General features: G+C 37.4%; 20 protein-coding genes. 3 read left to right on the top strand and 17 right to left on the bottom strand.

Annotation, left to right across the window (positions count from 1 at the left end; all coding sequences use genetic code 11):
• Positions 1-24: 24 nt before the first annotated feature.
• From AB1349_04265 to AB1349_04190, 16 genes are all read right to left on the bottom strand, one after another.
• The gene (locus AB1349_04265; GenBank protein ID MEW6556554.1) at positions 25-2,004 is read right to left on the bottom strand and encodes an aldehyde ferredoxin oxidoreductase family protein; all 1,980 of its coding nucleotides are present in this window, start codon (positions 2,002-2,004) and stop codon (positions 25-27) included.
• Positions 2,005-2,148: 144 nt separating this feature from the next.
• Positions 2,149-2,625, bottom strand: coding sequence for a 4Fe-4S dicluster domain-containing protein (locus tag AB1349_04260; protein MEW6556553.1), 477 nt, complete (start codon positions 2,623-2,625; stop codon positions 2,149-2,151).
• Between the two features lie 43 nt (positions 2,626-2,668).
• Positions 2,669-3,145 (bottom strand): 4Fe-4S dicluster domain-containing protein, encoded by a 477-nt coding sequence (locus AB1349_04255; protein ID MEW6556552.1) that lies wholly within the window; start codon positions 3,143-3,145, stop codon positions 2,669-2,671.
• A gap of 6 nt (positions 3,146-3,151) precedes the next feature.
• Complete coding sequence (locus AB1349_04250; protein ID MEW6556551.1) at positions 3,152-4,381, bottom strand: endonuclease Q family protein; 1,230 nt, start codon at positions 4,379-4,381, stop codon at positions 3,152-3,154.
• Positions 4,382-4,484: 103 nt separating this feature from the next.
• Complete coding sequence (gene acsB, locus AB1349_04245) at positions 4,485-6,662, bottom strand: acetyl-CoA decarbonylase/synthase complex subunit alpha/beta (GenBank protein ID MEW6556550.1); 2,178 nt, start codon at positions 6,660-6,662, stop codon at positions 4,485-4,487.
• 88 nt (positions 6,663-6,750) lie between these two features.
• Positions 6,751-7,626, bottom strand: coding sequence for a methyltransferase domain-containing protein (locus AB1349_04240; GenBank protein ID MEW6556549.1), 876 nt, complete (start codon positions 7,624-7,626; stop codon positions 6,751-6,753).
• Positions 7,610-8,389: a 2Fe-2S iron-sulfur cluster-binding protein gene (locus AB1349_04235; GenBank protein MEW6556548.1), complete on the bottom strand. Its 780-nt coding sequence runs from the start codon at positions 8,387-8,389 to the stop codon at positions 7,610-7,612. The genes AB1349_04240 and AB1349_04235 overlap by 17 nt, the downstream gene beginning before the upstream one ends.
• Positions 8,386-8,805 carry a retroviral-like aspartic protease family protein gene (locus AB1349_04230; GenBank protein ID MEW6556547.1) on the bottom strand — a complete coding sequence of 140 codons (420 nt, stop codon included), beginning with the start codon at positions 8,803-8,805 and terminating at the stop codon, positions 8,386-8,388. Before AB1349_04230 ends, AB1349_04235 begins: the two co-directional genes overlap by 4 nt.
• A 15-nt stretch (positions 8,806-8,820) precedes the next feature.
• The gene (locus tag AB1349_04225; protein ID MEW6556546.1) at positions 8,821-10,752 is read right to left on the bottom strand and encodes an NADH-quinone oxidoreductase subunit NuoF; all 1,932 of its coding nucleotides are present in this window, start codon (positions 10,750-10,752) and stop codon (positions 8,821-8,823) included.
• A gap of 118 nt (positions 10,753-10,870) precedes the next feature.
• Positions 10,871-11,314, bottom strand: coding sequence for an NADH-quinone oxidoreductase subunit NuoE (gene nuoE / locus AB1349_04220; protein MEW6556545.1), 444 nt, complete (start codon positions 11,312-11,314; stop codon positions 10,871-10,873).
• A 99-nt stretch (positions 11,315-11,413) separates the two neighbouring features.
• On the bottom strand, positions 11,414-11,944 hold the full coding sequence (locus tag AB1349_04215; protein MEW6556544.1) for a 4Fe-4S dicluster domain-containing protein: 531 nt from the start codon (positions 11,942-11,944) through the stop codon (positions 11,414-11,416).
• Positions 11,945-12,150: 206 nt separating this feature from the next.
• Positions 12,151-14,055, bottom strand: coding sequence for an anaerobic carbon-monoxide dehydrogenase catalytic subunit (gene cooS, locus AB1349_04210; protein MEW6556543.1), 1,905 nt, complete (start codon positions 14,053-14,055; stop codon positions 12,151-12,153).
• Complete coding sequence (locus tag AB1349_04205; GenBank protein ID MEW6556542.1) at positions 14,052-14,795, bottom strand: ArsA-related P-loop ATPase; 744 nt, start codon at positions 14,793-14,795, stop codon at positions 14,052-14,054. Before AB1349_04205 ends, cooS begins: the two co-directional genes overlap by 4 nt.
• Before the next feature lie 448 nt (positions 14,796-15,243).
• Positions 15,244-15,465 carry a hypothetical protein gene (locus AB1349_04200; protein ID MEW6556541.1) on the bottom strand — a complete coding sequence of 74 codons (222 nt, stop codon included), beginning with the start codon at positions 15,463-15,465 and terminating at the stop codon, positions 15,244-15,246.
• Positions 15,466-15,468: 3 nt separating this feature from the next.
• Positions 15,469-16,614: a KamA family radical SAM protein gene (locus AB1349_04195; protein ID MEW6556540.1), complete on the bottom strand. Its 1,146-nt coding sequence runs from the start codon at positions 16,612-16,614 to the stop codon at positions 15,469-15,471.
• Positions 16,601-16,864 (bottom strand): helix-turn-helix domain-containing protein, encoded by a 264-nt coding sequence (locus AB1349_04190; protein ID MEW6556539.1) that lies wholly within the window; start codon positions 16,862-16,864, stop codon positions 16,601-16,603. Before AB1349_04190 ends, AB1349_04195 begins: the two co-directional genes overlap by 14 nt.
• 175 nt (positions 16,865-17,039) lie before the next feature.
• Between AB1349_04190 and nspC the strand changes: the two genes are divergently transcribed.
• The 3 genes from nspC to AB1349_04175 all read left to right on the top strand — a co-directional run bounded on the left by nspC (position 17,040) and on the right by AB1349_04175 (position 19,833).
• Positions 17,040-18,143 carry a carboxynorspermidine decarboxylase gene (nspC, locus tag AB1349_04185; GenBank protein MEW6556538.1) on the top strand — a complete coding sequence of 368 codons (1,104 nt, stop codon included), beginning with the start codon at positions 17,040-17,042 and terminating at the stop codon, positions 18,141-18,143.
• A 99-nt stretch (positions 18,144-18,242) separates the two neighbouring features.
• Entirely contained in the window at positions 18,243-19,460 is a 1,218-nt protein-coding gene (locus AB1349_04180) for a saccharopine dehydrogenase family protein (GenBank protein ID MEW6556537.1), read from the top strand.
• Between the two features lie 217 nt (positions 19,461-19,677).
• A complete protein-coding gene (locus AB1349_04175; GenBank protein ID MEW6556536.1) occupies positions 19,678-19,833 on the top strand; it encodes a hypothetical protein in 156 nt (51 codons plus the stop codon).
• A gap of 219 nt (positions 19,834-20,052) precedes the next feature.
• Here AB1349_04175 and AB1349_04170 read toward each other — a convergent pair whose 3' ends face one another.
• On the bottom strand, positions 20,053-20,622 hold the full coding sequence (locus AB1349_04170) for an FtsX-like permease family protein (protein ID MEW6556535.1): 570 nt from the start codon (positions 20,620-20,622) through the stop codon (positions 20,053-20,055).
• Between the last annotated feature and the right edge of the window lie 140 nt (positions 20,623-20,762).

Genomic DNA, 20,762 nt, shown 5'->3' with positions numbered 1-20,762 from the left:
TCTTAAAAGGTTTTGTAATTTATTTCATTTTAAAACATTCAGTGGGTCTTTAGGTTTGCCTTTATATTTTTCAACAAGTTTGCCACGCTTTTTTAATTCACTGGCGATATCTTCAAGCCCGACATCTTCAAGTTCTGCTCTCGTAGGTAGCCCTGTTTTCCAATCATACTGTCTTACTTCGTAATACTCTTTCAGCATTGGCTCTAAATGAACAACCTGTCCTTTCGCAGGTCCTGTTGGCATCGGTTCTTCAGTAAAGCGTGGATGCAGACAATCATTTTTTTTACTCCAGCCTAACCGCACATTAAAACACCGACGCAGATGGCAGATTCGTCGGGCTAATTTTTTTAATTTTTTTATACTTTCATATTCGTTGAAACCTGTAAGGTATGAAATTATTCTGCCCATATCCTGCCAGTAATATATCGGTGGCCACATTGTGCCATATTTACACACAAGCAGTGAATCAGTAATCGCATAAAGATTTTCACAATCACTAACAAGATAACCCTTCAATCGTTCATCCCAGCGGTCTGCAAGTATTTTTACATTTTTTTTGCCAAACCTTTCTTGTAACGCTTCTTTATATCCAAGTTCATCTAAAGACGAAAGCGATGTTAAATGGTCGGCACCTCTGACATTTATTGCATATGTTAACCCGAGTGATTTATGAGGACGACCATCCTGGCCGGAAGCTTCTAAATTATTCACATGAATTGCACAGCGATATGCAGCACCTCCAATTTGTTTTGCAGCAAAAGCAGAACCTTCTGCAAGTAGTGATGCGAATTTGTCTTTTCTTGTAGCAATTGAATGCAGCAGTTCTATCACTGTATCCATTTCGTCATTTCCCCAGATAAGTTTTCTGCCGCCGGTATCTTTCTCGGTCAGTATCCCTTTTTCAAAACATTCAAACGCAAATGAAATTGTATGTCCTGCAGAAATTGTATCAAGCCCGTAAATGTTACAGAGCCGATTTGCTTCAATCAGAGAATTGGTATCAGTTGATAAAAAGTTGGATGTGAATGCTTCTACCGTCTCATATTCAGGACCTTCTGATTCACTACCAGCATACTTACCTTCTTTAATAGTGGATGCATACTTGCATTGAATCCCGCAACTGAAACATGAGGCATGCTTTTTGTAATGCCGCTCTCTCATCGGTTTCATCCCGATTGTTTCTTCAGCATTCTCAAAATAGCCAGTCCAGTGATTTTTCGTCGGTAGCCGACCGATTGCATTCTCCCAGTCAGTTAGTGCAAACGAACCGTAGATTCGCATCGCATTGACATGTTCCCAATACTTTCCTTTTGGTGTATGTCGCTTAAAAGCATCTTCTACAACTGAAACGAATTTTTTATTATCTGCGATTTTAAGTCCTTTTGTGCCTCTTATAGCAATCGCTTTCAGATTTTTTGAACCCAGAATACAGCCCATTCCAGTTCTGCCTGCTGCACGAAAATAATCACTCATTATACATGCGTATTTTACCAGATTTTCGCCTGCCTGACCAATACAGGCAACTTTTATATCGGTATCGCCGAGTTCTTCACAGATTGTATCTGTGGTTTCAACAACATTTTTGCCCCAGAGATGCTTCGCATTTTTTATCTGGATTGAATCATTATCTATGTGAATATAAACAGGCTGTTTTGCCTTCCCTTGAATAATTATATAATCATAACCTGCATATTTCATTTCCGGACCAAAAAAACCACCTGCCGACGAATGTGCCCACCAACCTGTCTGTGGCGAGCGAGATACTACTTCATATCTGCCTGATGGTGGGAAAAGTGTACCGGTAAGCGGTCCGGTAAGAAAAATGATTTTGTTTTCAGGTGAAAGCGGCTGTGTTCTGGGGTCTAACTCGTCCCATAAAATTCGTACGCCAAGCCCGACACCACCAAGATATTTTCGGACCAGTTTTTCTGAAGTTTCTTTTATTTCAATTTTGTTTTTTGTTAAATCAATCCTCAGATATTTCCCGGCATAACCGTAAAGCATTTCGCCCCCCCTATAACGGCAATCAAAGATTAAAGATTAAAGATTAAAAAACCAAAATTTACCGATGGGCAAAATCAAAATGTAAGCAAATGCTTACATTTTGTAAATATTCGTGTAGCCATCCATAATAATCCGTGTGGTTTTCTATTTGCTTTCACTGACTGTTGCTAGAATTTTTTTGCCAACCCAACTTTTTCGCTTTAAGCTGATTTTACTTTCGTCAATATATTCAATCGCACCCATCGGGCAGTATTTGACACATTGCGTATCACCAGAACATAAATCACATTTCATAGAAACTCCAGCATCACTATCAAAATTCATAATTCCAGCAGGGCATGCCTGAACACACATTTTACAGCCGATACATTTTTTCACATCCACAACCCATGCGCCTGTTTCGTCATTTTTAGAAATCGCTTTTACAGGACAAACCTCACTACAGGGTGCTTTTTCACATTGCTCGCAAATCAGCGGATAAAAAATCGCTTCCTTTTTGTTTGAGACAATTTGGATTCGTGCTTTGGCTGGATTAAAAATTTGCTCGTGAAAATAGGAGCAAGTGATTTCGCATATTCGACAACCTGAACATTTTTCCGGATTAGTAACTAAAATTTTCATTCTACCCTTCCCCCTCTTCCCTCCTCTCCCCCCCTTCTAGACTTTAATGAATTTCGCCAAGTATCTGTATCATTCTTTCTGCAACTTCCCGTTTTTTTAGCATTTTTGTTTTTATAGATTCGTCATATCTTAACGCACCTGTACAGCAAAATTTTACACAGGTTGGTTCACCATCACACAGGTCACATTTTACAACATATTTTTTTTCAGGAATAAAAACAATCGCACCGTAAGGACACACGGTTGTGCAAAGTTTACAGCCGATACATTTTTTATTTGAGACGATAACAGCACCGGTTACAAAATTTTTTGAGAGCGCTTTTGTTGGACAGATATTTATACAAGGCGCATTCTCGCATTGCATACATACAATCGGTATAGAAAGCCCTTTTCCAAAATCAGCAACCACATTTATTCTGGCAAGATTAGGAACAATTTTTTTTTCTTTAATAAATGAGCAGGCAAGTTCACACATCCGGCAACCCGAACATTTTGTTACATCAATATTAAGATATTTCATTTTTTCTTAAAACAATGAAAGTTGTTCTTGTTTTTTATCTTTTCTTATTGAAATTTTACCATATACACCATCGTAACCCGCCTGTATATCAACCTCACCATTTCTAACCTTAATAATGCCTTCGGCAATTTCCGTTCTGATATTTTTTTGTAAAATTTCTTCTGGAATTTCTAAAAGCACATCAAACTCAGTTCCAACCTGTGATGTTATCTGTTGATATTCTTTATCAACACCTGCGGATTCCTTCCCAATATCTAACGCATCAGCAATAATCTCTCTTAATGGAATCAAACTTTTGTAGCCGATAGCATTTACTGGCTGAAAATTTTCCTCTCTATCTGCAAGTTCTTCTACACGATGTAAAACACCAATTGTAAGCCGTCTCTCACAATTCGGGCAGAGATTATGATTTTTTATCGCATCTTTAGGTGCAAGCACAGTATCGCAATTCCTGTGTCCATCATAATGATATTTTCCTTCTTCCGGAAAAAACTCTATTGTATAGAGAAACTTGTCTTTATCCTTTGTTCTAATAATTCGGGTAATTTGTTCGTATAAATTCGTATAATTCGTGACATCAAATACATTCGCTTCGCGTCCAATATTTTTTGGTGAGTGCGCATCTGAATTTGAGATGAGTGTAATTTTATCAAGTTGTGAAAGCCGCCAGTTCATTTTCGGGTCAGATGAAAGCCCTGTTTCAATAGAGTAGATTCTATCAGTATAATAGCCAAAACATTCTTCTAAAGAGTTAAATCCGGAATTAGACCCGAATACAGAAAAATGTGGTGTCCAGGCATGTGCAGGAATTATCATACAGTCATCTGAAATATCAAACACAATTTTTGCAAGATCTTCGGAATCAAGCGAAAGCATAGGTCTGCCATCTGACTCAAGGTTGCCAAATCCAGCAAGTTCAGTATTGATTTTTTCAACTGTTTCAAAATCAGGCGCAAAAATTATATTATGCACCTTCCGTGTTTTATCGGTTCTTGTATAGATATTTGAAACTTCTGCTGTCAGAATAAATTTTATGCTGTTGTGTTCATAGCAACCATCGGTTTCTTTTAAGTTTTCTTTCAGATGTTCAAGCCATTTAGGATGAGTAAAATCGCCTGTCCCCATAAGTGCAATCCCTTTAAGTTTTGCCCACTTAGCGATGTTAGGAATATCCATATCACCGCTTGTTGCACGAGAGTATTTAGAGTGAATATGCAAATCTGCAATAAGTTTCATAATAATATCAATTAAAAATTCAAAATTAAAAATGAAAAATTATGGGATTTTATTTTTTTCACAACAATTTTTAATTTTACATTTTACATTTTTAATTGCCTTTTTATAACAGTGGTTCCATTGTAAGTGCAGGATGATTTACTTTTTGCAAGAACTCAAGAAGTTTTTCGGTATCAGTTGCAACAGTTTCGTCGGCGATTTTATCAAGAAAAATTGGTATGTTTTCTTCTTCAGCACGTTTTTTAAATTTTTCAGAAATCGCCTCTTTTAACTCTTTCGGCATCCATACGATTCTTTTCAGTCCGCCATCTGCTTTGATAAACTTTTTTGATATGATATAGAGCCGACCGAAACCCATAAATCCAGGCGTTTGGTTGCCGCCACCAACTGAACCAGCAAGTGTAGAAAATGTCATACCAAGTGGTGTCATGCCCGAATACTCGCGGTTGACAATCATAAATCCGTTTGCCTCAGGAACAATTGCGCCTATACATTCAAAACAGCCGCAACTGGTTTCAGGGCAGGTCATAATAGAATATCCGTGAAACCGTTCTAAATGACCGTTTGATTTTATTTTTACCCAGTCATTGATGCCCTGCCACTCGCCTCTTATTTCGTCTAACATCGTACCTTTTTTTACCGGCTGATTAGGTCCGGTTGGATTTATTTCAAACGACGCCTTGCAATCAAGCCAGTTATACGCACCGCACAAGCCCAGTCGTTCCGGTTTCACAATACACAAATGATTTGGTGCAAACGACTGACAGAGTGTACAGGAATAAAATGTGTCAACCGATTCATCCGTCATCGCACCAATCCGTTCATCGCGGAATTTATACGCTTCACGGGCAGTTGGCAACAGTTTTTCTACATCCTCTTGGTTTGTATAAATTTTAACTTGAACCTTATCAATAATAGTACCGAATATCTCGTGAATCCGAGCATGAATAATTGTGCCAAGATGTTTCAACTTAAAGCCCTTTGATTTCGCCTCTTTGGAGATTCTAAGCCAGAGCAAATCCCTCTGACCTGTATGCATCACACCTTGTGCTTCATTCAGATATGTATGAATCTGGCGTTCAACAATTGATTCAAACTCTTTCTGCATTTTTCTACCGGCAACTTCTACATAAATCGCAAGTGGTACTGCAGAATCTTCTTTTATATCGTCAATTTCAACACCTATAATTTCAAATTTACCATCCTCAATTTCGTCCAAATTTTTTGTTGTCACATATTCAAACGCAGTAGAGAATTTACTACCTGCTTCCATATATGTCTGTTCTCTTCTTACTCGTTCACCTTCAAACGCTGCAGAATATGCAACCGGGATTGGTATCTCTGAAACTTTTACCTTTACACCACGAACCTCAATACAGCGTGGCACAATTTTTTTGTAATCCAGTTCTTTGACAAGATGCTCGTAAGTACAGATGCCCGTCGGTAGAATTTCAGGAATATCTGTATCTGCAATTACAGGAAAACCCATATTGATTGCACCTGCGCCAGTAGCATATTTTTCGTCATCAACAGTGCCGAGTGCTAAACCGAATGCGAAGACCCTGTTCTGACAGTATTTCAAGCATTTCAACGGCTCACCAGCTCTCAAGCCACCAAATGTTAATGCAGCTCTTATCGCCCAGTTTAGCGGATAAATTCCTGTAACTGTGTCTCTACCATATGGAACGATGTAATTATCCCAGCCCATTTCAACTTTTTCTTCTTTTAACTGGTCTATGATTGAGCGTCCATTTGTTGACGAGCCAACAAATATCAAAATATTTCTTTTTTGAAGTTCTCTTACTATTTCAACCGCAGTTTTGTTATCAGGCACAGCGCCTAAAATTGCGGCAAACCCGGGCATCCTGCCATCAACAAGCTGGATACCAAGTGACCTTAAAATTGTATCTGAAAAAAAGCCGTTACAATCCTGTTGCGGTTCCTGTTTGTAAAGATATCGTAGCCCGACGATAATTTCTTCAGCAAGTAATGTTGCGATACCGGAATCTAACGCATCACCTAAATAAGGCAGCCATATAGTTTCTGTTGGCTCATTATGCAAAAGCGATTTTGCTTCTTGCAAAACCGGTTTTAACTCACCAAGCGTTTTTACTTCTAAACCCAATAATGCATACGCCATTGGGAAATAGTATGCGGTATCCGGGAATTCTACTTTCTGTGATTCGCTTTTTTCTAAAATTGCTTTGTTTAAAAATTCTTCTGCTTCTTGAACAAATTTTTTTGCGCCTTTTATAGCAGCGGTAGCAACAATTTTTGACATTATTTCCCTCCTGAAAATCGCCAAACTAACGCTAAACTTTGAAGAACCCGCAAAACTGACGCAGAACATTTAGCGTCTGTTCCGCGTTTCATTCCGCGTTTGTTTCTCGTCCTTTCCGGAACAGGTATATCATATATTTCAGGTTCTTTCTGAATTGTTCAGTATCCAGCATTTCTGGATATTTTTCGTATATCCGTTTTTTCTGTTTATAAATTTTTTGTTTAAACAGAACTTTTATAATTTTAGTTGTTTTTGGGAGTTCGTCATTTGCTAATGAAATCAGCGATTCCAGTATTGGAATCGCATAATGTTGATAGTAATAATTTCCCAGTGAAAGTGTCGGCAGAATATTTTCAGTAATATCTTCTGATTTCAAAATTTTGAAATTATTTTTTTCTGCTTCTTCAAGAAATTCCGATAAAACAGCGCAGTTTCTGTAATAGCTGGTTGGCTCTTTTCTGAAATAGTCAGATAGTAGAATATAGCCGTTTTTAGTTAAAGTTTCTTTACATTTGTAAAAAAGTATTTTCAGCGATATATACTGTGAACTTTCACTCATTAGTACAAGGTTATATTTTTTATCAGTAGAAAACTCTTCAAACTTTATAAGATGAAATTTAACTGCATCTTTAAACTTTTCAGTAATTATTTGTTGATTATACAGGTCAGGGCTTAAACATTCAACATTAAGCCCTTTTGAAATAAGCATCTCTGTTGAAATCCCTGTTCCGCAACCGACATCAAGAATTGTTTCTACATTTTCAGGAATATAATTTAACAGTTTTTCAGTATATTTTAACTGTGCCTGTTTCAAATCATCAATAGTTAGTTCCGTGTCTGTTCCGTGTGTCGTTTCGCGTCTGTTCCGCGTTTCATCAAAATACCCGAAATGGAATGCTGGAAGTCCTAAAACCTCTCGGCAGAGTTTCAGTGAATAATCAATTTTTCTATCTTTGGAACGCATATGTTGTTTCAGATATTTTTTGTTTTAAGTCGTTCCGACGGCAACGAGGACATATTTCAAAAAATTCTAAAATTTCTGGAACTTTTATTTTGATATTCTCAAGTTCTTTTACTGTGCCAAATGTTTTTCCACAATTTTTGCAAGTTTTCAATTGGAGTTCTGTTTTCCAGATATTCCGTTTATCAAAAATATCTTCAATTTTTATACTACCTGTAGGGCATACAAACGCACAGGCACCGCAACCGATACAGACATCTGATGGTTTATCAAATGGTGTTTTTATTTCTCGGTTTATACCACGAGCTACAAAACTTATTGAACTTTTACCTATAATTTCTGTACAGACACGAACACATAAACCGCATAAAATGCAGTTGAGAGTTGAGAGTTGAGAGTTGAGAGTAAAAGAAAAACGACTTTTAACTATTCCATATTTTTGTGTTAAATTTATTATAATTTCAGAGTCAGGACAGCGGGCAAGTAACAGTTCTAAAACAAATTTTCTTGCTTTAACAACTTTCTCAGAATTTGTGGAAACTATAAGACCTTCTTCAACAGGATATGCGCAAGAAACAACAAGTCGTGACCAGCCTTTCCATGCTGCTTTTGTAATTTCTACAAGACACAGTCGACAAGCACCATATGGTTCTAATGCTGGATGATAACATAAAGTTGGTATTTCAATACCAAGATTCTGTGCTGCTTGAAGTATAGTATTTCCTTTTTCAACTTCTACAGTTTTGTTGTTGATGTTGATTCTCATAACATTTCAATTAATGGCATATCTGGCGATTCAGGACGAGGACCAATTGCTCCATTTTTTGGATCTACAATCAAATCCATTTCTTCAAGCGGGATTTGGCCAATTAAAACTTTTGTCTCTAGCTCTTCAACAAGGCAATCAGTCAATGCTAATCGACCTAAAATTTCAATATTTAAACCCGTAGCAACATTTTTTTTCTCTCTCCTACCATCAGCATAAGTAACTGTAGTTTCACGTAAGAATAATAACCCAAGTGCTTCTACTAATTTCTTTGGTAAACTTACCATCGTCGCACCTGTATCAACTAAAGCATCAACTTCAACCGATCTTATCTCTTCAGGCTTGCGGAGCCCTTTTCTTACTTCTACCTCATCACAAAAATTCCAGAGTTTCGTTTTAACAATAACTTTACCCATAGTTTCCCCTCTTGATCATTGAATTTCTATAGCAGCAAATTTACAGAGATCAAAGCAGATACCACATTTGATACATTTATCCTGATTTATTGTATGCAGTTTTTTGGGCTCACCAGAAATCGCCTCTTGTGGACAGTTCTTAAAACACACATGGCAGCCATTACATTTTTCCAGTATGCTATATGTAATAAGTGATTTACATTGCTTTGCTGGACATTTTTTTTCTTTTATATGTGCCTCGTATTCATTTCTAAAATATCTTATTGTAGTTAATACAGGATTAGGCGCACTATTACCAAGCGCACACAATGCAGTATCTTTGACCATCTGACCAACCTCTTCAAGCAGTTCAATATCACCTTGTGAACCTTTTCCTTGTGTGATACGAGTTAGGATATCTAACATAATTTTCGTTCCTTCACGGCAGGGAGTGCATTTCCCACAGGACTCATCCTGAGTGAATGCTAAGAAATATCGCGCTACTTCTACCATACAGGTATCTTCATCCATAACTATCATCCCACCAGAACCCATCATAGAACCTGCTTCTGTTAGTGCTTCGTAATCAACTGGTAGGTCTAATAAACTCTCTGGAATACAGCCACCTGAAGGACCACCTGTTTGAACTGCTTTGAATTTTTTGTTATTTGGAATTCCACCGCCAATATCGTAAATCAACTGCCGAAGTTTTATACCCATGGGCACTTCTACAAGCCCTGTATTGTTGATTTTTCCGACAAGCGAAAATATCATTGTCCCTTTGGATTTTTCTGTACCGATTGATGAAAACCATTCAGCGCCATTATTGACTATTAAAGGCACAGACGCCCATGTTTTTACATTATTCAAAACTGTAGGTCTGTCGTAGAGTCCTTTATCTGTTGCATGAACATATTTTACTGATGGTTCACCTATTTTACCTTCAATAGATGCTCTTAATGCAGATGACTCACCACATACAAATGCACCACCACCACGAATTATTTTTATATCAAATGAAAACTCAGTTCCCAAAATATTCGCACCTAAAAATCCATATTCTTTTGCCTGTGTAAGTGCAATTTGTAAATGTTTCACTGCTAATGGATATTCATTACGAACATAAATATAACCTTGAATTTCAACCGACCCTGAAGCCCCTTGTAGCCGAGCATTCAGCCCTTTATGGGCTTCATGCTCGGCGGGGCTGAAGGATCGGCTACCTAAACCACCAATCGCATATGCACCAATAATCATTCCTTCAATAACAGAATGTGGATTACTTTCTAAGAGTGAGCGGTCCATAAATGCACCCGGGTCACCTTCATCAGCATTGCAGATGATATACTTAGTTGTTAGTTGTTGGTTGTTAGTTGTTGGATTGGACTGACGGCAGGCAGACCATTTTCTACCCGTCGGAAAGCCGGCACCACCACGACCACGCAGACCGGATTTTTTTATTTCATCAATAATTTCTTCCGGATTCATTTGTAGTGCTTTTGCTAATGCTGAATATCCACTAATAGAAATATAATCTGATATACTCAATGGATTTATTTTACCAAAACTACTAGTAAGAAATCGTTTTTGCATCCTGAAGAACGGGATTTCTGCTTCGTACATAAAGTTTTCATATAAAAGTCTATTAACTATCTTACCTGCCACAATAGAATCTAATATTTCAGTAACATCTTCTGGTTTTACTTGGTGATAAAAAATTTTCTTTGGATAAATCACTACTACAGGGTCCTGTTCACTAAATCCTTGGCAGCCTGTAAGTTGTAAAATAAATTTATCTTTTAAATTTCTTTTCTTAATTTCCTCTATAAAAGTATCAGCAACACTTTCTGAGCCAACCGCCCTACAGCAAGTACCATTTCCAATACTTATTACAGTTTGCTCTGGGTTTCGTTGTGTGACAATTTCACTTCTTAATTTTTCTAATTCATCAACTGAATTTATTTTCATAAAGTTGATGCCCTTTTTAACTTATTTTTTCAAATACATAAAAGTTTTAAAAAGCATTGCCTCTTCCCAATCCAGTACTTTCTCTTTCATCATCTTGAAAACTTATTCCATTTGTGCTTCATTTGTAACTCTCAATTATTTTGTTTACTTTTGCAGATGACATTTTACCATAGTATTTGCCGTCTATAACCATTAACGGTCCTAACGCACAAGCACCGAGACAGTTGACGGTTTCCAAAGTGAATAGTTTGTCAGCAGTTGTTTCACCGGGTTGAATACCTAGCAGACGACTAGCCGTTTCAACAATTTTGGGTCCACCACGAACATGACATGCGGTTCCTAAACATACAAGTATAATATGTTTCCCTTTTGGCTTAAGTGAAAACGCTTTATAAAAAGTTGCTAAAGAATAGATTCTACTTAATGGAACTTTAAACTTTTCTGATATAAGTCGCAGATGCTCTTCGGATAGATAATTGAATTCCTGTTGTAAATCTTCAAGGATACCTAAAACATTCTCTTCTGTTTTTTCGTATTTCTTAATCAATTTTTGTATACTCATACAATTATTCTATGATGCTTTAGCATCGGTTTTGCTAGTTTTTCCGCCAAAGGAGCTTCCTTGCTACAGGCAGGGATCCGCCTCTGCTGGGAACCGAAACTAAAGTTTCGTAGAAAAAACAAACTCAACTAAAAACTTTTTCTTCTTCTCTTGTGCAATTTCTTCTGCTTCTTTGAATTTAAGCGCTTTTGTTGGACAAGCAGAAACGCATATAGGAGATTCATTATTTTTCAGTCGTTCAATACACAGGTCACATTTTATTATTGTTTTACCCGCCTTGTTTGTTTTTGGAATCCCAAATGGGCAGACAATAATACACCATTTACAACCGATACAGGTCTCATCGTGATGTAAAACAATCCCATTCTCCATTTTCTCCATTGATTTTGTAGGACAAATTTTTACACAGGGTGCATCTTCGCAATGACGGCACTGTAAAGGAACGGTAGAAGGCAGAAGGTAGAAGGTAGAAGGTAAAGACAACTGTTCTACAGAAACACGTTTTTCTGGTAACGGTGTTTCGTAAATTGCTCGCTCTAAAATTTTTGTTTTGGAGTGCTCAACTGCGCAGGCGAGTTCGCAACTTCTGCATCCAAGACATTTTGAAATATCACAATATATCTTCTTCATAACTTTTACCTATTTTATTCTTTTATCAATCAATTGCATTGCAGAATTTATAAAAAATTCTTTTAATTTAATTATATTTACTGGTTTTAACATTGTAACTGGTAATTTTTCTATTTCATCAGGAATTTTTTAAGAATTTCTTTTTGTAACGGAGTTAAAACTTCTACCATTTTTTCTCCACTTGAAATAATCTTTCCATAAGTTTTTTATTCATACATTATTGGTTTGAGTTTAAGTGCTTCGCGTTTTTTGTTCAGATGATTGACGATTAACTCAGCTGCTTTTAATGGGTCGGGCTCAAATGCAAAATTTGCACCGACGATATTTTCCAGATTTTTTGTCAAAAGTTCTGTAAGTTTTTTACCTCCAAGAACAGGAAACGGGAGTCCTAAAACAGTATAAACTCCCGAAGCAGCGACATAAAAGGCAATACTGACTGCTTTTTCAGACATCCATTCAGGCGCAGCACCAGCAACAGGCAAATCCGAAATATCTTCTCCCAACCCGCCTTCTAAAACAGTATTGGCAAGCACAGTTAAAATTCTTGAACAATCAACACAACTTCCCAAGTGTAAAACAGGTGGGATGCCTACCGCTTCACAAATTTCTTGCAGTCCTTTCCCTGCATATTTTTTTGCAGCCTCCGGTACCAAAAGTCCTGCCTTTGCATCAGCAATCGCGGAACAACCGGTTACGACGACAAGTACATCCTTTTTTATAAGTTCCTTTGCAAGTGTTACATGTGCCCAGTCGTGTTTTATTTTTGGATTATTACAACCAACTATTCCAACTGCACCTCGCAACCGTCCTGAAATTATCGCATCATTAAGCGGTCTGTAGGTTGCTCTATATTTTCCACCAAGCATTTTATAAACATATTCAGCGGTAAACCCTGCTACCAAATCCATTTTTTCATTTGGGATTTTTACAAATTCCTTCTTTCTGTTTTTGTAATTCTCAACTGCCATTCGGACAATTTTTTTTGCTATAGGCAGTGCTTCTTCTTCTGAAAATTCAACATGTTCTGCAAATGGAAATTTCGCCTTCGGTGAGGTTGAGACAAATTTTGTATGAAAACACTGACAGAGATTTCCGAGAGCGGGCATAATGCACTGAACATCCACAAGCATCAAATCAACCGCACCGGTGATTACAGCCAGTTCCTGCTGCAAAAAATTTCCTGCAAGTGGAATTCCGTGTCTCATTAGAATCTCATTTGCCGTGCAACAGATTCCAGCAAGTGTTATACCATTGGCACCGTAACTTTTTGCTAAATCCAGCAGTTCTTTATCCTGTGCTGCTGTAACAATTACATCTGAAAGTGTCGGCTCGTGTCCGTGAACAATCAGGTTCACCTCATTCTCTTTTAGAACACCGAGATTGGCAATTGAACGAACAGGCGTTGGGTTTCCAAAAATTACATCTGACAAATCGGTCGCTACCATTGAACCGCCCCAACCGTCTCCGAGTGAAGCACGAATGCCTTGTTGAATTAGGTTTTCGTAGTCATTATCAACGCCGATATGTGTTCTATGCATTATTTCAACAATCTCTCTATCAATACCACGCGGCATAAATTTATTTTTTTTCCAGATCTCCTGTCGTTTTTTGGGTGCTCGTTTAGTAAATTGTAATTCGCCATGCTGCTGCCCGAATTCAGCGAAACATTTTTCGGCAACATCATGAGCGATTTCTTCTATTTTTCTGTTTTCCGTTTTTATATTGAGTTCTTTTGCTAAATTAAATAATTTTTGCTTCCCCTTGATTTCATAACCTTTTGTTTTTCCTTCCGAAGTCGCAAGTAGAGTATGTGCTATATCTCTGCCATGGTCTGAATGTGCGGCGGCACCTGCAGCAATCATTCTGACAAGATTTCTTGCCGCGATAATATCGGCGGTAGCACCACATATCCCCTCTTTTGCACCTTCACCAAATGGGTCAATCCGACAGGGTCCCATTACGCAGTTCCTGCAGCAAATACCTAATTGACCGAATCCGCATTCCGGCTCTATCATCTCGTATCTGTCAAATGCGGTTGCTATATTTTTTTTACACGCAATATCAAGCATTTCTGTTGTTGCCAAATCAATGCTTTTTTCTTTATTGCTCATTTCCCTGCCTCCAAAAGTTTTTTTATTTTATAAATTTGGGTTAGAATTGACTTGTTCTCTGATAATAGTCCTCGTGATGTTCTTATATTTCTATTATACTTGATAAACTCTAAAATATCAAGCATATCAATATTTTGTCTGATAAAATCCTTATCGGTTTTATCTATAACTTTATTCCCAATAATAAAAACTTTTTTTATTTTCAGTTCATTACAAAGTTGCCTGATTCTTTTTGCAGTTTCAATTGATTTCATATCCGGCTCAACAACAATCAAGACAGCATCAACGGCTGATGCGGTCCCGCGTGAAAGATTTTCAATTCCAGCAGGCATATCCATTATTAAGAACTCATTACGCTGTAACAAAAGATGGCTGATAAACGTTTTTATGAATGTATTTTCAGCACAGAAACAGCCGCTGCCGCCTTTTTTAATAGAACCCATATTTATAAGCCGGATATTTTTGTATTCAGGACAGAACCTTTCGGGTATATCGTCAACTTTCGGGTTCATCTTAAAAAAACCATTTTTTGATTCGGTTCGTGCCTGTATCAGATTTTTCATTTCTGATATTGGTATAATTTTTTTCGGTTCAGGAAAATTAAGTGTTTCCGCCAGATTTGAGTCGGGATCGCAATCAACCGCGACAACTTTTTTTTCTTTAGAAAACGCAATTGCGAGTGTAGCAGCAATTGTAGTTTTGCCAACACCGCCTTTACCAGTAATAGCGATTTTTTTCATTATACAAGGTAGTCAGGGCTTCGTCATGAAACCCGTTTTTGATTTTTGACGGGATTAACAGGATTTTTTTGCCACTGAATTTCAATCCGAGACTGCTAAATTTTCAATTAGACCAATTGGACTAATTGAAAAACCAAAAATTACCGACGAGCAAAATTCAAATGTAAGCATTTGCTTACATTTTGTATCACTGGTATCGTTGCCTTTACCACGCCTTTTCTGAAAAGTCCTTAAGGAAGTTCGGGGTTGAAGACAATTATTCAGTTTCCGATACTGATAGAACCACGATAGAGACATCCTGGAATGACACATTTTTGTCAGAGAATATTATTTTACAAAATTTATCACAAAAAATCAATAAAAAACCCCCATTCTTCCTAAATAAGGAACTTGAGGGTTTTTTTCAGTCCATCATCAAAAACGGCTGCCTGTTGGCAGGCAGGACTTTCTACCTTCTTGCCATTTTTGCTCTGGATACATTGCCTTTCTTGTCAAGAAAATAGAGGTAACCCTTTTCTTTTTTTACGCCGACTTTCGCGACTTTCTCGGGTTTGCCGCCTTTCTTGCCACCGCGGGCCATTTTCGCTCTGGAAACATCGCCCTGCTTGTCAATGTAGTACAGATAACCATCCTGTCTCTTCACACCTGCTTTCGCGACTTCCTGTGCCATCTCTTATCTCACCCCCTTTCCTGTTAAAATTTCCCGATTCACTCGGGTTTGTCTGTTTTCGCGATAATTTTCTGGATATACATAAATCTCTTTTCTCCAGTTTCTTAATATAACATTTTTTTTGTTTTTAGAAATTACATATTCAGGTGAAACCGGCACTTTTCCACCACCACCGGGTAAATCAACAACGAATGTTGGTACTGCATAGCCGGTAGTATATCCACGCAGTGATTCAATTATTTTGATACCTGCTGATATTGATGTTCTGAAATGCGAAGTTCCCGGCGCTAAATCACACTGATAGATATAATAAGGTTTTACTCTGATTTTTAATAATTCATGCATTAGCCGCATCATAATTTTAGGGTTGTCGTTTATACCTTTAAGCAATACGGTCTGACTGCCAAGTGGGATTCCAGCATCTGCAAATGTGAGACATGCGGATTTTGTCTGTGTTGAAATTTCTTTCGGATGATTGAAATGTATTGAGATATACAGTGGCTGATATTTTTTTAGCATCGCGACTAATTCAGGTGTAATTCTTTGCGGTAATGAAACAGGTATTCGGGTACCGATACGAATTATTTCAATATGTTCAATTGCTTTCAAATTGCTTAAAATTGTTTCAAGTTTGTTATCACAGAGAATTAGCGGGTCGCCACCTGAAATAAGTACATCCCGTATTTTCTTGTTTCGTTTGATATAATCGTACGACATATTTAATTGTTCATCAGAAAGCGATACTTCTTTTTGGCCAACAAGCCGTCTTCTTGTACAATGCCGGCAGTACATCGCACATAAATCAGTTACAAGTAGAAGCACACGGTCAGGATAACGATGGACGACACCGGACACTACTGTGTCTTTTACTTCACCACAGGGGTCTGTTAAATCATCTTCACAAAAATTGAGTTCTGCACTTGTTGGAATCGCTTGTTTTCGTAGCGGGCAGTTCGGGTCGTTTTTATCTATCAATGAAATAAAATGCGGCGTGATTGACATTTTAAGTCGTGAATTGGTTTTTAATGCTACAAGTTCGCTTTCTGTAAGGTAAACAAATTTTGACAGTTCTTCAAGTGTTGTGATACGATTTCTTAACTGCCATCTCCAATCGTTTTTATTCGTTTCGCTGTGCTCACATGTGTTCATTTGTGGTTTCCTTTTTTGTTTCCTTTTCCTTTGGTACTCCCTTAAAAAGTTCCATCTGCGGTGGTTGAGGGATTGTAATAATTTTTTCTTTCAGCCAGTTATCAATTACCTCTTTTGAAAACCTGTACTGCCTGCCAATCTTAGATGCTGGAATTTTGTTAAGCCGTATTAAATTGTAAATTTTTGATTTCCCAATTCCAAGATACGCTGAAAGTTCTTTTATTGACATTACATCTTTTGTTTCTGCCATATTTTACCACCTTTTATTTTATTCTGTTATTATTATACATATTTTACCAAATTTTGTCAAGTACTTTTTTGGTTTCCCAAATTTTTTTGTTTTGAGGTAAGCATTACCAAATTTTTTACCAATTTTATTTTTTGCTTGACAAAAAAAATTTTTTTTGTAAACTAATTGTAGAATTATGATTCTGAAAACACCTTACTATTTGATTGACGAAAAAAAATTGCTGAAAAATCTTAAAAAAATAGATTATGTCAGAACAAATTCCGGCGGAAAAATTGTGCTGGCCTTGAAATGTTTTTCTACATGGTCTGTTTTTCCGTTAATACAAAAATATATGGACGGAACAACAAGCAGTTCATTGTACGAAACACAACTGGGCTATGAAAAATTTGGTAAAGAGGTTCATGCTTACTGCGTGGCTTATTCAAAAGAAGATATAGCAGAAGTTAAACGGTATGCGACCAAAATCATTTTTAACTCAATATCGCAACTAAAAATGTTTTACAAAAATGTTGCTAATGTTAAGGTTGGTCTACGAATAAATCCGAAAATCAGTTGTTCCCATTTTGATTTAGCAGATCCCGCACGGCGTTATTCACGATTAGGTGTAGTCGGCAAAAAATCGCTCAGGAAAATACTGCATCTTATCAGTGGCGTGATGTTCCATTTTAATTGTGAGAATGATGATTTTCACAGTTTTGCGAAGGCAGTTGATTATATCGGGCATAATTATGGCGAGTTGCTTGAAAAACTGGACTGGGTCTCGTTAGGTGGTGGGATTTATTTTACAAAAGATAATTATCCGTTAGAAAAGTTTTGCCAAAAATTGAAAGAGTTCAGTAACCGTTTCCATATCCAGGTTTATCTGGAACCTGGCGAGACGGTGATTACACAATCAGCCCAACTTGTAACAAAAATTCTTGATATTGTTCATAATGAAATTGATATCGCAATAGTGGACGCATCAACTGAGGCACATATGCTTGACTTGTTGATTTACAGAATACCTGCAAAAATAAATTCCGCCGGGAACGGCAACTTCAAGTACATTATTGCCGGGCGGTCATGTCTGGCAGGAGATGTATTTGGAACCTACAACTTCAAAAACCGGCTCAAAACTGGCAACATAATCAGAATTTCAGATGCGGCTGGATATACAATGGTAAAAAAAAACTGGTTCAACGGCTTGCAGATGCCTTCAATAGTTGTTAAACGACTTAACGGGAAACTAGATATTGTTCGCCAGTTTGATTATAAAGATTTTTTGAATAATTTATCTTAAGGAGGCACGGAACAGACGCAGAACTGAAACACAGAACAGGCACGGAAAGTTCCGTGTTGCTTCCGTGTATTAAGTTCCGCGCCAGTTCAGTGGTGTTTTATGAAAAAAAATGTTCTGATTATCGGTGCAGGTGGGGTCGCTCATGTTGCAGCACATAAGTGTGCTCAAAATAATGATATTCTCGGTGATGTCTGTATTGCTTCGCGAACACAAAAAAAATGTGATGAAATTATTGAAAGTATCTACCGAAAAAATAATATCAAAAATAAGACGAAAAAAATATATTCAAGACAACTTAACGCATTAGACATCCCTGCAACAATAAAACTGATAAAAGAAACCAAATCAGAGATTGTAATCAATCTTGGAACTGCGTTCATAAATATGTCAGTTCTGGAAGCATGTCTTGAAACCGGCGTGGTCTATATGGACACTGCAATCCATGAAGAGCCAGGCAAGGTTTGTGAAGACCCGCCCTGGTATGCAAATTACGAATGGAAACGAAAAGACCGTTGTACACAAAAAGGCGTAACCGCGATACTCGGTGTTGGATTTGACCCTGGAGTTGTAAATGCATACTGCGCATTAGCAGTGAAGCATTATTTTAACAATGGCAAAATTGATACTATTGATATAATGGATGTTAATGCTGGTAATCACGGTAAATATTTTGCAACCAATTTTGACCCTGAAATAAACTTTCGTGAATTTGTAAAAGTATGGACTTGGATTGACCGAAAATGGCAGGAATTCCCAACACATACAATAAAACAGATTTACGATTTTCCAGTAGTCGGTCCGCAACCGATTTATTTAAACGGGCATGATGAACTACATTCTCTTTCTAAAAATATTGATGCGAACAGTATCAGGTTCTGGATGGGTTTTTCTGACCATTACATAAATGTTTTTACTGTTTTGCGAACATTAGGATTGTTATCTCATAAACCGATTAAAACAGCAGACGGGCAGGAAGTTGTCCCGTTAAAAGTTGTAAAAGCGGTACTCCCGGACCCGAAATCACTTGCACCGAATTATATCGGTAAAACCTGTATCGGATGCCTTGTGAAAGGTGAGATAGATAGTAAACATAAGGAAATTTTTATTTACAATGTCTCTGATCATAAAGAATGCTATAATGAAGTAGAATCGCAGGCGATTAGTTATACTGCAGGTGTGCCACCGGTCGCAGCAGCGATACTTGTTGCAAAAGAAGTATGGAATCCAAAAACAATGGTGAATGTTGAGGAATTAGACCCGGATCCATTTATTGAATTATTGAATAAACTCGGCTTACCTACTGAAATAAAAGAATGAAAAATATCCGGCTGATGAGATAAAAGAATCACCGGTTTTCTAAAATCACAATTTTTTAAGGCACCCGCTAAATCCGAACCAATACCGGAAAATTTACCGCCTGTTTTATCGTCAATACCTGCAAGTTCAATCGCATTGTTAATAGAAAATTATAAAAGCAACCGCAGGTGAACTTGGATAGTCGCAGACAGGTTGTAGAGCATTTGCTCTATATGTTTTGTCGTCGGAATATAGAGCACTTGCTCTATATTATCCGATACTTGATTACAGTGATAAAGGCAACGATACTTGTGCTATTATACTAAATCTGAAACATAGCGAAGTATTCAAAAAACTGCGCCAACATCAGCAGATTGAACAACTGCAGAGTTAAGTGCAATCGCATTCATTAAATCGTCTTTACCAACCATTTCAATCAGAATAAAAACCTGACCTAAAAAGCCGACAAGTCCTAAAACTACTGCTGAACTGGTCAGCCGATAAACCAGCCACGGTGTCGCAGTTGTCTGTATCCAGCTGCCAATTAGTGATATAATCTGCCCGATAAAAAAAAAGCCAAAAGTTTTTGTGCTTTAATGACTTGAATATATCTCTATTCATAACGCAATGCATCTATAGGATTTAATTGAGCGGCTTTTCGGGCAGGCCAGATTCCAAAAATCAAACCGATTGCAACAGAGAAAGTGAATGCCAGAAGAACTGATGGCAGAGATATTTTTGTTGACCAGCCGGCGAATTTTGACAGAATAACGGAAATCAGGGAGCCGGACATTATCCCGATAATCCCGCCTAACACACATATAACAACCGACTCAACTATGAACTGAAAAAGAATATCATTATTATCGGCGCCGACCGCTTTACGCAGTCCAATTTCTCTGGTTCGTTCTGTAACTGAAACCAGCATTATATTCATAATCCCGATACCGCCAACCAGCAAACTGATGAATGCGATTGAGCCTAAAAGATAAGAAAATGTCTTCACCGTTGATGTTATCGTTTCCTGAATATCCGCCATATTTCTTATATCAATTGTGTCTTTCTGTGTTTCCGAAAGTCGGTGAAGCATAATAATAAGTTTTTTGATTTTGTTACTGACATCGTCCATTAAATTTGTATCGGTCACCTGAACATCAATACTGTCAACATATTCCTTGCCCAATAGACGACCTGAAAAACGGCTATAAATTTATATTTTACCGATAATAAAATGCTCTTGACACAACCGTATAAAAATGATACACTTATGACAAATGCCAAAAGGCATACAAAAAATAAATTTTATATTCGGGAAAACTGGTC

The sequence above is a fragment of the Elusimicrobiota bacterium genome (genome assembly GCA_040757695.1).
Classification (GTDB): domain Bacteria; phylum Elusimicrobiota; class UBA8919; order UBA8919; family UBA8919; genus JBFLWK01.
The sequence above is the reverse complement of the archived record's forward strand: the minus strand, read 5'-3'. Positions and strand labels throughout refer to the sequence as shown.

Coding starts and splice junctions, on each gene's coding strand:
- nuoE (MEW6556545.1), bottom strand. CDS start 11,314: ATGAGTATACAAAAATTGATTAAGAAATACGAAAAAACAGAAGAGAAT.
- AB1349_04250 (MEW6556551.1), bottom strand. CDS start 4,381: ATGAAACTTATTGCAGATTTGCATATTCACTCTAAATACTCTCGTGCA.
- AB1349_04195 (MEW6556540.1), bottom strand. CDS start 16,614: ATGAACACATGTGAGCACAGCGAAACGAATAAAAACGATTGGAGATGG.
- AB1349_04190 (MEW6556539.1), bottom strand. CDS start 16,864: ATGGCAGAAACAAAAGATGTAATGTCAATAAAAGAACTTTCAGCGTAT.
- AB1349_04230 (MEW6556547.1), bottom strand. CDS start 8,805: ATGGGTAAAGTTATTGTTAAAACGAAACTCTGGAATTTTTGTGATGAG.
- AB1349_04260 (MEW6556553.1), bottom strand. CDS start 2,625: ATGAAAATTTTAGTTACTAATCCGGAAAAATGTTCAGGTTGTCGAATA.
- cooS (MEW6556543.1), bottom strand. CDS start 14,055: ATGAGCAATAAAGAAAAAAGCATTGATTTGGCAACAACAGAAATGCTT.
- nspC (MEW6556538.1), top strand. CDS start 17,040: ATGATTCTGAAAACACCTTACTATTTGATTGACGAAAAAAAATTGCTG.
- AB1349_04205 (MEW6556542.1), bottom strand. CDS start 14,795: ATGAAAAAAATCGCTATTACTGGTAAAGGCGGTGTTGGCAAAACTACA.
- AB1349_04215 (MEW6556544.1), bottom strand. CDS start 11,944: ATGAAGAAGATATATTGTGATATTTCAAAATGTCTTGGATGCAGAAGT.
- AB1349_04240 (MEW6556549.1), bottom strand. CDS start 7,626: ATGCGTTCCAAAGATAGAAAAATTGATTATTCACTGAAACTCTGCCGA.
- AB1349_04200 (MEW6556541.1), bottom strand. CDS start 15,465: ATGGCACAGGAAGTCGCGAAAGCAGGTGTGAAGAGACAGGATGGTTAT.
- AB1349_04180 (MEW6556537.1), top strand. CDS start 18,243: ATGAAAAAAAATGTTCTGATTATCGGTGCAGGTGGGGTCGCTCATGTT.
- AB1349_04265 (MEW6556554.1), bottom strand. CDS start 2,004: ATGCTTTACGGTTATGCCGGGAAATATCTGAGGATTGATTTAACAAAA.
- AB1349_04225 (MEW6556546.1), bottom strand. CDS start 10,752: ATGAAAATAAATTCAGTTGATGAATTAGAAAAATTAAGAAGTGAAATT.
- acsB (MEW6556550.1), bottom strand. CDS start 6,662: ATGTCAAAAATTGTTGCTACCGCTGCTATAAAAGGCGCAAAAAAATTT.
- AB1349_04255 (MEW6556552.1), bottom strand. CDS start 3,145: ATGAAATATCTTAATATTGATGTAACAAAATGTTCGGGTTGCCGGATG.
- AB1349_04235 (MEW6556548.1), bottom strand. CDS start 8,389: ATGAGAATCAACATCAACAACAAAACTGTAGAAGTTGAAAAAGGAAAT.